Source organism: Pseudonocardia yunnanensis (genome assembly GCF_039534065.1).
Taxonomy (GTDB): Bacteria; Actinomycetota; Actinomycetes; order Mycobacteriales; family Pseudonocardiaceae; genus Pseudonocardia; species Pseudonocardia yunnanensis.
In genome coordinates this window covers 1-12,833 of sequence record NZ_BAAAUS010000064.1, presented here as the reverse complement: position 1 = coordinate 12,833, position 12,833 = coordinate 1, and the positions used below count along the sequence as shown (strand labels likewise).

13 protein-coding genes are annotated in these 12,833 nt (G+C 70.9%); 9 read left to right on the top strand and 4 right to left on the bottom strand.

Annotated elements, in window-relative coordinates; all coding sequences use genetic code 11:
* Nucleotides 1-192: 192 nt before the first annotated feature.
* The 6 genes from ABD743_RS41635 to ABD743_RS41610 all read left to right on the top strand — a co-directional run bounded on the left by ABD743_RS41635 (nt 193) and on the right by ABD743_RS41610 (nt 7,048).
* The gene (locus tag ABD743_RS41635; RefSeq protein WP_344729805.1) at nt 193-870 is read left to right on the top strand and encodes a hemerythrin domain-containing protein; all 678 of its coding nucleotides are present in this window, start codon (nt 193-195) and stop codon (nt 868-870) included.
* Nucleotides 871-1,099: 229 nt separating this feature from the next.
* Nucleotides 1,100-1,753, top strand: a complete 654-nt coding sequence (locus ABD743_RS41630) for a DUF998 domain-containing protein (RefSeq protein ID WP_344729803.1) — start codon at nt 1,100-1,102, stop codon at nt 1,751-1,753.
* 408 nt (nt 1,754-2,161) lie between these two features.
* Nucleotides 2,162-2,620, top strand: coding sequence for a (2Fe-2S)-binding protein (locus tag ABD743_RS41625; RefSeq protein WP_344729801.1), 459 nt, complete (start codon nt 2,162-2,164; stop codon nt 2,618-2,620).
* Nucleotides 2,621-2,625: 5 nt separating this feature from the next.
* Nucleotides 2,626-3,630: an FAD binding domain-containing protein gene (locus ABD743_RS41620; protein ID WP_344729799.1), complete on the top strand. Its 1,005-nt coding sequence runs from the start codon at nt 2,626-2,628 to the stop codon at nt 3,628-3,630.
* A complete protein-coding gene (locus tag ABD743_RS41615) occupies nt 3,627-5,879 on the top strand; it encodes a xanthine dehydrogenase family protein molybdopterin-binding subunit (RefSeq protein ID WP_344729797.1) in 2,253 nt (750 codons plus the stop codon). The genes ABD743_RS41620 and ABD743_RS41615 overlap by 4 nt, the downstream gene beginning before the upstream one ends.
* Nucleotides 5,876-7,048: a hypothetical protein gene (locus ABD743_RS41610; protein WP_344729795.1), complete on the top strand. Its 1,173-nt coding sequence runs from the start codon at nt 5,876-5,878 to the stop codon at nt 7,046-7,048. Before ABD743_RS41615 ends, ABD743_RS41610 begins: the two co-directional genes overlap by 4 nt.
* Before the next feature lie 119 nt (nt 7,049-7,167).
* Here the strand turns inward: ABD743_RS41610 and ABD743_RS41605 are convergent, their stop codons facing one another.
* The gene (locus tag ABD743_RS41605; protein WP_344729793.1) at nt 7,168-8,229 is read right to left on the bottom strand and encodes an acyl-CoA dehydrogenase family protein; all 1,062 of its coding nucleotides are present in this window, start codon (nt 8,227-8,229) and stop codon (nt 7,168-7,170) included.
* 203 nt (nt 8,230-8,432) lie between these two features.
* A complete protein-coding gene (locus tag ABD743_RS41600; protein WP_344729790.1) occupies nt 8,433-8,612 on the bottom strand; it encodes a hypothetical protein in 180 nt (59 codons plus the stop codon).
* A 183-nt stretch (nt 8,613-8,795) separates the two neighbouring features.
* On the opposite strand from ABD743_RS41600, the gene ABD743_RS41595 reads away from it, so the two are divergent.
* A complete protein-coding gene (locus ABD743_RS41595) occupies nt 8,796-9,590 on the top strand; it encodes an SDR family oxidoreductase (RefSeq protein WP_344729788.1) in 795 nt (264 codons plus the stop codon).
* 62 nt (nt 9,591-9,652) lie between these two features.
* On the opposite strand, the gene ABD743_RS41590 is transcribed toward ABD743_RS41595, so the two are convergent.
* Nucleotides 9,653-10,246: a superoxide dismutase family protein gene (locus ABD743_RS41590; RefSeq protein ID WP_344729786.1), complete on the bottom strand. Its 594-nt coding sequence runs from the start codon at nt 10,244-10,246 to the stop codon at nt 9,653-9,655.
* Nucleotides 10,247-10,427: 181 nt separating this feature from the next.
* On the opposite strand from ABD743_RS41590, the gene ABD743_RS41585 reads away from it, so the two are divergent.
* Entirely contained in the window at nt 10,428-11,189 is a 762-nt protein-coding gene (locus ABD743_RS41585) for a class I SAM-dependent methyltransferase (protein ID WP_344729784.1), read from the top strand.
* A 78-nt stretch (nt 11,190-11,267) separates the two neighbouring features.
* Nucleotides 11,268-12,506 carry an FAD-dependent monooxygenase gene (locus ABD743_RS41580; RefSeq protein ID WP_344729782.1) on the top strand — a complete coding sequence of 413 codons (1,239 nt, stop codon included), beginning with the start codon at nt 11,268-11,270 and terminating at the stop codon, nt 12,504-12,506.
* Between the two features lie 12 nt (nt 12,507-12,518).
* On the opposite strand, the gene ABD743_RS41575 is transcribed toward ABD743_RS41580, so the two are convergent.
* On the bottom strand, nt 12,519-12,833 hold a 315-nt coding region (locus ABD743_RS41575; protein WP_344729780.1), incomplete at its 5' end, for a GMC oxidoreductase.

The window sequence follows — 12,833 nt, the reverse complement described above, 5'->3', positions numbered from 1 at the left end:
ATGCGCGACGGGTTGTCACCCCACAAGCCGGACCGAACCCGTTCAGCCGGGCGCTCCCACGTGATCACCGACACTTCTGTTGACGCAGGTCACATCGGGCGGAAGGCCCGGAGTCATTTGACCGATGCCCGCCACGGTAAGGCGGACCCACACTCGTATAAACGAACAGAGTGTTACGCCGAGGAGGATCGGATGCGGAGCGCGGAGCCCGAGAGCGACAGGATCTACGACGAGCTCATCGCCGCGCACACGATCATGCGCCGGGGCGTCGACCTCATGCGGGCGGCCCTGAAGCACACACCGGCCACCGCAGGCGAGGTCGACAGCTGTGTCGGGGTGGGGCGATGGCTCATCGAGTTCGTCCACTCTCACCAACGCCGCGAGGAGGAGGTGCTGTGGAGGCCGCTCGCGCAGGCCTCCCCACCCGACGTGGTCGAGCTCCACGACCTCAGCGTTCAGCACGTTGCGATCGACCGGGAGCTGGATGGGCTCGCGCGACGCCTCGACCGTCTCGAGGAGCTCGGTGCCGACGCTGCATCGCGGGAGGCCCGCGAGATGGCCGAGGCCGCATTGGCGGCCCTGGAGTCCGCGGCGATGAACATCTCCGACCATCTCGACGAGGAGGAGGCACTGCTCAAGGCGCTGCTCGCGCTGCTCGACGACCCGGTTGTGCGGACCCTGCGCGCGGCGATGGCGAGGAGCGCTCCCTCGGCGCGGCCCGACCTGGTGCTCGGACTCATGTCCGACCCCACGCCGACGGCAGGCTATGCCTCGATGCTGAACAGCATCCCGTTCTCCACCCGGGCGCTGCGACCGCTGCTGATCGCCCGCTACCACAACCGCAAGCGCCGCCTCGGGCTCGCCGCCTGAGCCTGCCGTTCTGTCGTCGGGTCTCAGTCATGCAGTCACATGACTGATGTCGACTCACATCGTCGGACGGAATACTCCATGCAGTAGACACCGCCCGCATCGACCGTGAGGGCGGTTCAGGTGCATCGACGAGAGACAGGCGACCACCCCAGTGACAACGGCAGGAAACGCGACCTTCTTCCGTTCAAGAACCGGCGGCGATACGTGGGAGATTCCCCACAGTGCCGTCGTGGTCGGAGGCGCGGCGTGGGCGCTCGCGGCGGTGCAGTTCGTCGTCGCCCACGTAGCAGTGGCGTACGCGTGGACTCCGGCATACAGCTGGTCCCGCAACCACATCGGGGATCTCGCCAACACACAGTGCGGGTTGTTCTCGGTCCCCAACGGAGAGCCCATCTACGTGTGCTCCCCCCTGCATGCGGTGATGAACGCGTCGTTCGTGCTCACCGGCGTGCTGGTGATCGTCGGGGCGTTGCTGCTCTGGAAGTACTGGCCCACCGGCTGGCTCGCCGACACGGCCACCGTGCTCTGGATCATGCTCGGCTTCGGCAAGATCCTCGTCGGGCTCGCCCCGGAGAACACCAACATCGGCCTTCACTTGGTCGGCTGTCTTAACGTCCAGCTCGGCGCCCTCGGGATCCTCCTGCTCAGCATGGTGCTCTTCCGCAGTGATCCGCGGCTCAGCCGCATCGGCATCGTGCTGGCCGCCATCGGACTCTTCGGCACCGTGCTGGGAACCATCGGTGAGTACGCCGGAACCTCCCTCTACCTGGGCATCGGCAGCGGCGGGATGCAGCGCGTCGCCACCTACCCGAGCCTCGTCTGGCTGATCGTGATCGGGATGGTCACCGTGGTTCGAGGCCTGCGCAACCCGTTGCGGGTGTGACCGCCGGCCCGTGGATCGACCTCCTGATCGCGGCCTCAGGAGGAGCCGACTCCCGGTCACCGTCGCTCTCGTCCCCGGCAGGGGGCTGACGGGCACGGTGGCCGGGAGTCCTCGCATCCGGCGCGTCCCCGCGGGCGCCGCGGAGGAGGCCGAAGGGCGCCATCCAGGCCAGTCCGTACGGCGACCGGGTTGGTCCGTGTGGCCGTCGCCGACGTCGATGCACCTGCGGAGAATTTCGGACCGTCGTGGTTTCGGTCGTGACATCCCGCCGATGACCTGCGGATACCGAGCACCCGAGGAACCGTGATGGCCCCGCCCACTGCCACAACCGCCTCCGGCACGACCACAGCCGCGGCAGCCGCACCGGCGCCGCCCGGCATATACGGCCCGGCCACGGCCGCGATCACGTTGCGGATCAACGGCGCGTCGCACGTGGTGGGCCTCGAACCTCGCGTGAGCCTGCTCGACGCGCTGCGCGAACACCTGGAGTTGACCGGCTCGAAGAAAGGCTGCGACCAGGGCACCTGTGGCGCATGCACGGTCTGGGTCGACGGAAGGCGCGTGCTGGCATGCCTGACGCTCGCGATCACGTGCGAGGGCCGGGAGGTCACCACGATCGAGGGGCTCGCCGCAGACGACGGGACGCTGCATCCGATGCAGCAGGCGTTCATCGAACGCGACGCCTTCCAGTGCGGCTACTGCACCGCCGGCCAGATCATGTCAGCCGTCGCCCTCCTCGAGGAGGGCAATGCGACGACAGACGAGGAGATCGCCGAGTCCATGAGCGGCAACATCTGCCGCTGCGCGGCGTATCCCAACATCCGCGCCGCGATCCGCGACGTTCGCGACGCGGACGCGAAGGGCTGAGGCCGATGCGACCGCTGCGCTACACGCGGGCCACCGGTGTCACCCAGGCCGTCGCGACGGTCAGCGCGGACCCCGCGAGCGCGTTCCTCGCGGGCGGCACCACCGAGGTCGACCTCGTCCGCCTCGGCGTCACCGCCCACGACCTGCTCGTGGACATCAACGACCTGCCTCTGGACGACGTCGAGGACCTGCCCGGCGGCGGCCTGCGGATCGGCGCGCTGGCCCGGATGAACGACGTGGCGAGAGATCCCCGGGTCGTCGCGCGGTACCCGGGGATCTCGCAGGCGCTGCTGCTGGGGGCGTCCGAGCAGCTGCGCAACATGGCGTCGATGGGCGGCAACCTGTGCCAGCGGGTGCGCTGCGCCTACTTCCGGGACGGTGTCTCGCCGTGCAACAAGCGGGACCCCGGGACGGGGTGCTCGGCGCACGACGGGCAGAACCGCGGCCACGCCATCCTCGGCACGAGCGAGCACTGCATCGCCACGCACTCGTCCGATGTCGCGGTGGCGCTCGTGGCCTTCGACGCGCAGGTGCACTCGATCGGCCCGAGCGGGGCCCGCGTGGTGGCGATCGAGGACTTCTACCTGCAGCCCGGCGACACCCCGCACATCGAACATCCGCTGGAGCACGGTGAGCTGATCGTCGCCATGGAGGTTCCGGCGCTCCGCATGGCGGCGCAGTCGCTGTACCTGAAGTTCCGCGACCGCCAGTCCTACGAGTTCGCGCTGGTGTCGGTGCTCGCGGCGCTGCAGGTGCAGGACGGGCTGGTGGCCGACGTGCGGCTCGCTCTCGGCGGGGTCGGCACGATCCCGTGGCGGGCGCGGCGGGCCGAGGCACAACTGGTCGGCGCACCCGCCACCACCACGTCGTTCGCCGACGCCGCGGCCGCCGAGCTGCGCACAGCGGTGGTGCGCGAGCACAACGCGTTCAAGGTCCCGCTCGCCCAGCGAGCGATCGTGCGTGGCCTGAGCGAGGCCATGGCCGCGGCGACACCGGAAGGCCCGCGATGAGCCCGGCGATCGGTACTCCCCTCGACCGGGTCGACGGCCGTCAGAAGGTCACCGGGGCCGCCCGCTACTCCGCCGAGATCCCGCTGCCGCACCTGGCGCACGCCGCGATCGTCGGAGCTGAGATCCCGAGCGGCACGGTGACCGCGATCGACACCACGCGCGCGACCGCGGCGGGCGGGATCCTGGCGATCCTCACCCACGCAAACCTGCCGAAGGTGGCGGCACAGCCGCACCTGCTGCCCTCGCTCGTCGGTGCGGCCGCCCCCGGGGAGAGCTTCTTCCCGATGCAGGACGACGTCGTGCACTACGCCGGGCAGCCCGTCGCCGTGGTCGTCGCCGAGAGCCATGAGTGCGCTCAGTACGCGGCGGCGCTGGTCGACGTCCGGTACGAGCGAACCGCCTCGACGACGACGATCGACGAGGGGCGCGCAACCGCCTACGACGCCGAGATGCTGTTCGGGGGGCTCCTCCCCGGACGGAACGAGCGCGGCGACGTCGAGACGGCGCTGGCCGCGTCCGACGTGCGGGTCGACGTGGCCTACCGGTTCGCGGCCAACCACCACAACCCGATCGAGCCCTCCGCCACCACAGCCGTGTGGGCAGACGGGCGACTCACGATCTACGAGTCGACGCAGGGCATCCGGGCGAGCCAGCTCACGGTGGCGCAGCTGCTCGGGATGCCGCTGTCCGACGTGCGGGTCGTCACCCACTTCGTGGGCGGCGGGTTCGGGTGCAAGGCGATGGTCTGGCCGCACTCCACGCTGGCCGCGATGGCCGCCCGCCACGTCGGCCGCCCGGTGAAGCTCAGCCTCACCCGCCCGCAGATGTACACCTCCGCAGGCCACCGGGAGGAGCAGGAGCAACGGATGGCGGTCGGCGCGACACGGGACGGGCTCCTGACGGCGATCCGCCACGAGAAGCTGTCGATCACCTCGCCGTTCGACGACTGGGCCGAACCGGCAACAGGCGTCTCGTCACAGCTCTACGCCTGCCCGAACTACCTCGGCCGGCACCGGCTGATCCACGGCAACACGATGACGCCCACCTTCACCCGCGGGCCGGGTGAGTCGCTCGGCGTGTTCGTGCTCGAGACGGCGATGGACGAGCTCGCCCACGACCTCGGGGTCGATCCGATCGAGCTGCGGGTCCGTAACCACGGCAACACGGACGACCGCGGCAACCCGTGGTCGAGCGACGGGCTGGCGGAGTGCATGCGCCGCGGCGCCGAGCTCTTCGGCTGGAGCGATCGCCACCCGACGCCCCGGGCACGCCGTGAGGGCGACCGGCTGATCGGCACCGGTATGGCGGCAGCCGCGTACCCGGTGGCGTTGTTCATGCCGACCCAGCACGCCAGTGCACGCCTCTACGCCGACGGCAGCGCAGTCGTCCGGACCGGGACCCAGGAGTTCGGCACGGGGGTCCTGACGGCGATGACGCAGGTCGCCGCCGACGGCCTCGGCCTGCCGCTGGGCTCGGTGCGCTTCGAAGCGGGCGACACGGACCTGCCCAACACCTCGGCGGCGGTCGGGTCGGCGGGCGCGGGCATGGTGAGCGCCGCCGTGCACGCCGCGGCGAGGGCGCTGTGCGACCGGATCGTCGCGCTGGAGGTCGCGGATCCGGGGGCGCCGCTGCACGGGGCCGACCCTGCGGCGATCGAGGTACGCGACGGGCGCATCGCGCGCCGGGACGGCCTCGCAAGCAGTGAGACGTGCGCCGAGCTGCTGCAGCGCAACCGGCAGACGACCATCGAGGCTCCAGGCAGCTGGACTCCGCCACCGCTCGACACACCGCACGGCCTGCTGACCTTCGGTGCGCAGTTCGCCGAGGTCGCCGTCGATCCGGACATCGGGCTCGTGCGGGTCCGGCGGATGGTCGGGGTGTTCGCGCCGGGGCGTGTGCTCAACCCCAAGCTGGCCCGCAGCCAGCTCATGGGCGGAATGCTCTGGGGACTGGGACAAGCGCTACTGGAGGGCAACAGGATGGATGCACGGTACGGGCGCTGGGGCGCGAGCAACCTCGGTGAGTACCTGGTGCCCGTCAACGCCGATGCACCGGAGGTGACCGTCGACTTCGTCGAGGTCGGCGACAGCATCGTGAACCCGCTCGGGGTGAAGGGCGTGGGCGAGATCGGGCAGGTCGGTGTCGCGGCGGCGATCGCCAACGCCGTGTTCCACGCCACGGGGCGCCGGATCAGGGAGCTACCCATGGCAGCCGAGCTGGTCATGGACACTGCGCCCGTCCCCGCATGACCACTCCCTCGCCCGAGGTCCCGCTCGCGCAGCCCGCGGACGTCGGCACGTCCTCACGCGCTCTGCCGCACCGCCCGACGATCAGCAACCCGGCTGCACGCGGGCGCACGCCGGCCGACCCCGGGCGCGGGCGCTTCGCCCGGCAACCTGCACTCGGCCTTGCCGGTCTGTTGCTCGTCGTCCCGGTGGCCGTCCTGATCGCGGTCGGTGCGGGCGGTCCCGAGCCCTCGGCGCTGGTGCTCGGGCCGCTGGTGACGTTCGCGCTCCCGGCGGTGGCCATGATCGCCTTCTGGTGGGAGGACTGGCCGGGGTCGAGCCTGCGTCCCGGCTGGTCCGGGCTGCTCGACACCGGTCTCGTCATCATCGCGGCGATCCTGCTGGCGATGCTCGGCCAGATCGTCGTCGGCCACTTGGACGTGCGCGGCATCTTCGATCCGGCGCCGGGGCCGGGCCACCTCCCGACGTGGCCCGCCACGCTCCCGCTGGCCGGCGCCGCCTTCGTCGCGATCCTCCAGCTGACGCTCGTCTGCGAGGGCTGGCCGCTGCGCCGGCTGGGGCGGTTCGTGGCGGGGGTCGCCGCGCTGGTGGTGTCCTGGGTCGTCGCCCTGGCGCTCTACGTCGCCGTCGTCGACGTCGACGCGGCGCCGGGCTCGGGCCTCACCGCCCACACCGGACCGCTCCCGGGAGCCGATGTCGGTGCCATCCTCGCCGTCATCGGGGGATGGCAGGTGCTGTTCTTCGTCGTCTGGCGGGGATGGCCTTTCGCGGAGTGGCGCCGGCGCTGGCAGCGCATCGTGGCCGGCAACATCGTCGTGATCGGCGGCGGTCTGCTGACCTACGCGGTCGTCCACGACCTCGCCGGTGTGCCCTCGGCCGCGATCACCGCCGCGGCGGGCTCGTTCATCGCCGCAGGGCTCGTCATCGGGATGCTGTTCGAGGGCTGGATCCGCTCCCAGCTCGGCTCGTTCCTGATCGTCGTGCTCCTGGCCGCGGCTCTCTACGTGGTGCTCACGGCCTGCGCCGACAACCTGTCCTGGACGAAAGCGACTCCGCAGGACTGGGTCGGCCACGTCGCCCTCAACAGCATCGGCACCTCGGTGGTCCTTTACGTCGGGATCGGGCGGCGCTGGCCGTTCAGCATGCCCGACGAGGCCCCGTCCCAGACGTGATCACTCCGTCAGAAGATCGGGCTCTGCGGATCGAGACCGAGGCGCACCCGGCCGGCGAGCGCGAACTGCGCCCGGCTCAGGATGCCGTGCTGCGCACCCGCGAGGCCGTCACGAAAGAGCTATTCGAGCCGATTGCCCGTGTAGAGCGACGATGATCCGCCCAGCTCGTACATGCTGGTCAGTACCGTGCGGCTGATCTCGCAGGCATTGCTCATCGCCGCCCGCAGCTCCGCGCGCATCGCCTCGGTGATCGGGGCACCGGCAGCCGCCGCCTGATCGATCGTTCCGGCCACGGCGAGCAGCAGCAACCGCGCTGACCGCAGAGCCGCCTCCGCCCGTCCGATCGCGTCCTGGACGTGCTCGCCGTGTCCGAGGGTCGTCCCGCTCTCGGTGATCTTGGTGCCGGCGAGCTGCACGATCTCGTCCACCGCGGCCCGGGCGATGCCCAGCACCGCGCCCGCACCGCCGGTCGAGGCGATCGTGAAGGCAGGGATGCGGTAGAGCGGCCGGTCGATCCGGAACGGGGCGAGCACGTCGTTCGCCATCTCGGCGGGAACGAACAGCTGGTCGACGACCACGCTGTTGCTCCCCGTGCCGCGCATGCCCCCGACATGCCAGGTGTCGAGGACCGTGACGGCGTCCCGAGGCACACAGAACACCCTGACCTCCGGGTGCTCGGAATCGTCGCTTCCGTCCGGCGGGGCGACCAGCGCGAAGAGCGCGATCCAGTCGGCGGCGTCCACGCCGGTGACGATGTCCCACCGGCCGGACAGGACGTAGCCGTTCTCCGCGGGAGTGGCAATTCCCGTCAGGCGGATCGAGTTGACGATGATCGGGTCGGGCTGTGCGTCCCAGATCTTCGCGGCCCCGGCATCGTGAAGCCACACGGCGAAGAAGCCCAGGTTGCCGTTCCACATCGTCCATGCGACAGAGGCGTCGATACGGCCGATGGCCTCGAGCACCGTCACCATGTCGCTCAGGGTGGACTCGAAACCGCCGTACTCACGTGGCGTGAAAAAGCGGAAGGCGCCCGACTCGCGCAACGTCGCCACCAGCTCCGACGGCAGCCGCCGCTGACTCTCGATCTCCGTGCGCCGAGCTTCGATGGCCGGGCGCAGTACGTCCGGGAGCGCGAGGGGATCCACGTCCTTCGGGGAGGGACGGGTGGCCGCAGTGGTCATACTCACTCCTCGAACGGGGCGTGGGCGACATTGCCACGGGAATTCCGCCCCCGAGGTGGACCAGCACGAACCGGACACCGAATTCCACGACCCGAAAAAGGATAACTGTGCCGCGCGATACCCCGAGGAACGGTGGCACTCACACTAACAGTTGGAGCCGGCGCGGAGAATCGAGGAATACTCTCGGGCTCGGAAAATGCGAATTACTTCTCGTGCGCCTGGTCGTACCCGAGGTCGCCGTCCGGGTCGAGGTCACTGCCGGGGGCACGAACACCACGAACCGGCAGGGGCGTCCGGGCGGCCGGGACGAAGACCTTCATGCGCCGCACCTCGTGCAGCAGGTCGTAGCCGTAATCACCGGTGTACTCGTGATCGCTCGACATCCACGTCCCCTTTGACCCCTGTGCCACCGCTTATCACTCTCCGTGATCGGAGGGTTCCCGTCGGTGCCAGAAGATCATCACCCGATCGGAGCCCTCAGGCAAGGGTGATGTACCCGGCGTACGTCTTCAATCCCCCATGTGGTATGCGAACCCTCTCTTCTGGCACGTGGTAGAGAGGACCGAGTGGATCTCGAACTCAAGGGCAAGCGCGCTGTGGTCACGGGCGGCAGCCGCGGTATCGGATTGGCCGTTGCCGACCAGCTCGCCGCGGAAGGATCGTCCGTCGCGCTGGTCGCCCGCGACCGCACCGCACTCGACAGGGCAGCCGAGCAGATCGCCCGGCACGGCACCGCCGTGTTCGTCCGCCCCACGGACACGCGCGACGACGGCGATGTGCGCGCCATGGTCGAGGATGTCGTCGCCGCGCTGGGCGGAGTCGACATCCTGGTCAACGCCGCGGCAGAACCTGCAGGCGGCCCCGTGCCGACGCTCGCGGAGCTCCCCGACGACGCGCTCCGAGCGGAGGTCGAGACCAAGGTTCTCGGCTATCTGCGCTGTGCGCGCGCCGTCGCGCCACACATGATCGCCGGCGGGTGGGGCCGCATCGTCAACGTCAGCGGGCTCGCCACCCGCCTCACCGGCTCGATCGTGGGTTCCATCCGTAACGTGGCCGTGGTCGCGATGACGAAGAACCTCGCCGATGAGCTCGGGCCGAGCGGCATCACGGTCACGGCCGTGCACCCGGGGACGACGGTCACCGAGCGCATCCCCGAGCTCTTCGCCGGCATGGCCGAGCGCGCCGGTGTGACCACGGAGGACATCGCCGCCCGCTTCGCCGCCTCCACGAGCATCGGGCGGCTGATCACCGCCGAGGAGGTGGCCGACGTCGTGGCCTTCCTCGCCTCACCACGCAGCGTCGCGATCACCGGCGACGCCATCCCCGTCGGCGGCGGCAGCCGAGGCACCATCCATTACTGACGAGACGGCCGACGTCGTGGCCTTTCCCGCCGAGCACCCCCTGCGCCCAGAACCCGCTGCGCCTAGAACCCCACGGTGATGCAGCCCGCGCGATCCCCCGCGGTACCGGCTTTGCCCGGCTCCATGGAGGTCGGCATGGTGTGGATGACCACGGACTCGGCGCGCCGATCCTCCGGGAACTCCCAGTTCACGGTGGAGGTCGCTGTGGCGGCGCCTTGCGCGTCGGTGGTGAAGTCGAGCCAGATCTCGTTCTGCGGGTTGGCGTAGGCCGGGTCGACGCTGGGCTGAACGGGGTCGGGCGTGAACTGGAAGTGCGGTCCGGCGTCGGCACCCGTGGCGCCGCACGGCTTCGCGTGCGCGTGGGCACCGTAGCGCCGGTTCGGCTCGAGCCCGGTGACATTCATCGTGACGGTGGTGCGGCCGTCACCCTCGGTGGCGTCGACGACGGCCGTGGAGCCGACCGGGACCAGCGTCTGGTCGTAGGTCACCGCCACTCCCGGAGGCGGCGCCGCGAACGTGCCGCTCGCCCGGACGGTCTCGCCTGCGGCAGGCGGCGCAGCGGGAGACGGGGGTGCCGCCGGAGCCGTACCGCCACCTCCGCAGGCGGCGAGCGGGACACAGAGCAGGCCGAGGATCAGCAGTCGTCTCGAGCGCATGCCGAGCAGGATGGCGGACTCGGGGATTTCCGGCAGGCTACAGCGAGCTATTGGGCCGGATCGGGGGTACGGATCGATCGCCCGATCTGCTAGCGCAGCCGGTGCGTCACACAGCGTGGTGACGCGGCGCCCCGGCCTCCGGCGGTCGCGGCCCCTGACGCCACGGAGCACGATCGCCTGCATGAGCTTCGCCGTCGCCCCCGATGCCTATGAGCGATACATGGGCCGCTACTCCGAGCCGCTCGCCCCCGCGTTCGCCGACTCGCTCCGGCTCCGCGACGGGCAGCGGGCTCTCGATGTCGGCTGCGGACCCGGCGCCCTGACCGCGGTGCTCGTCGAGCGCCTGGGATCCGGTGCTGTCGCGGCCGTCGACCCGTCCGAACCGTTCGTGGCCGCCGCGCGGTCGCGCCTGCCGGGCGTCGACATCCGGCACGCCGCCGCGGAGCACCTGCCGTTCGACGACGACGGGTTCGACGTCGCGGCGGCGCAGCTCGTCGTGCACTTCATGGCGGACGCCACCGCCGGCCTCACCGAGATGGCCCGCGTCACGCGTACCGGCGGCGTCGTCGCCGCCTGCGTCTGGGACCACGCGGGCGGCCGCGGACCGCTGTCGCCGCTCTGGCGGGCGGTGTACGACCTCGACACGGACGCGCCCGGCGAATCCGATCGTCCCGGCTCACGCGAGGGCGAGCTGGCCGAGCTGCTCACCGCCGCCGGACTGCGGGACATCCGCTCGTCGGAGCTCCACGTCACGATCGCCTACCCGACCTTCGCCGACTGGTGGGATCCGATGATGCTCGGCGTCGGTCCGGGCGGGACCTACATCGCCGGGCTCGACGACGACCGGCGGGCAGCGCTTCGGGCCCACTGCGCCGAACTGCTGCCACCGGCGCCGTTCGAGATCACGGGGGTCGCGTGGTCGGCGATCGGCGTGGTCGGCTGAGACGCTGGTTGCGCCTGCATTCCAGGTTTCTGATCGCAACCGGGGATGAACGGCCGCAGCCCGATCTACCGTTCCGTCATGGCTTCGACACTGAGAGTGGCGATCATCGGCGGCGGAATCGGCGGCTTGACCCTTGCTCTCGCGCTGCGCGAGCGAGGACTCACGGCGGATGTGTACGAGCAGACGCCACAGCTGACCGAGATCGGGGCCGCTGTGGCGCTCACTGCCAACGCCACGCGCGAGCTCGAGCGCATCGGCCTGGGCGATCGGCTCGCGGCGGCGTCGACGACCCCCGCGGAGCTGATCCACCGGCACTGGCGGGACGGCACCAGGATCGCGGCACACCCCGTCCGCAGCGGATCGTGGTACCGGAACCGATTCCACGCGGCCGTCCACGGTATCCGTCGCGCGCAGTTGCAGGTGATCCTCAGCAGCGAGATCGCCGCCGGCACCCTGCACCTGGGGCGCCGGCTCGTCGGCCTCACCGAGCGACCCGGCGGGATCGTGCTCGAGTTCTCCGACGGCGACACCGCGCACGCCGACGTCGTGGTCGGCGCCGACGGCATCCGCTCCACCGTCCGGCGCTGGGTGGCAGGCGGCGATCACGAGATCTACTCGGGCACCAGCGGCTTCCGCGGAATCGTGCCCGTCGACCGACTACCGAGCCTGCCGGATCCGCAGTCCATCCAGTTCTGGACGGGCCCCGGCGCGCACCTGCTGCACTACCCGATCGGCCCGACGGGCGACAGCGTCAACTTCCTCGCGGTCGTCGAAGGCCCGCAGGCGTGGGCCCGCACCGACGGCTGGGTCGACGACGTCGCCGCGGACGAACCGCTGCGCGCATTCGACGGCTGGCATCCCGCGGCCACCGCGATGATCGGCGCGGTGACGCACGCCGTGCGCTGGGGCCTGTTCGCCGTGCGCCCCCTCCCGCGCTGGGATCGGGGCCGTGCCGTCCTGCTCGGTGACGCCGCCCACGCCATGCTGCCCCATCAGGGCCAGGGCGCGAACACGACCGTGGAGGACGCCTTCACGCTGGCCGCGCTTCTCGCGCAGGTGCCGGGCACGATCGAGCTGCCCAGCGCGTTCGCGACCTACCAGGCGTTGCGGCGCGGCCGGACCCGCCGGATCCAGCGCCTGTCGTGGCTCACCAACGCACTGCTGCACCTGCCGGACGGCGAGGCGGCCGACGAACGCAACCGGGCGCTGGCGCGCCTACCGCAGGACATCGCCTGGATCCACGAGCACGACGTGCAGGCGGCCCTGCGCCATCGCACCGAACGCCCGGCCCGAAGCCAACCGGCGCCTACGGCGTGACCGGGCCGGCCCTCAGCCGGGGGCCGACCCGCGCCCGCTCGCCCCACTGACTCCCGCCGGTCGCTCCACCGGGAGTGGTGTGTTGCCGAGGATCAGGTCGGCGGCTTTTTCTGCGAGCATCATTGTGGGTGCGTGGGTGGCGCTGTTGGGGCAGTAGGGCATCGCGGAGGCGTCCACGACGCGCAGGCCGTGGAGGCCGTGTACCCGCATTGTGGAGGGGTCGAGCACGGAGTCGGGGCCGGTGCCCATGCGGCAGGTGGACGTGGGGTGCATGTCGGTCTCGCCGGTGCGTCGGACCCAGTCCACGACGTCCTCGTCGGTTGTGAC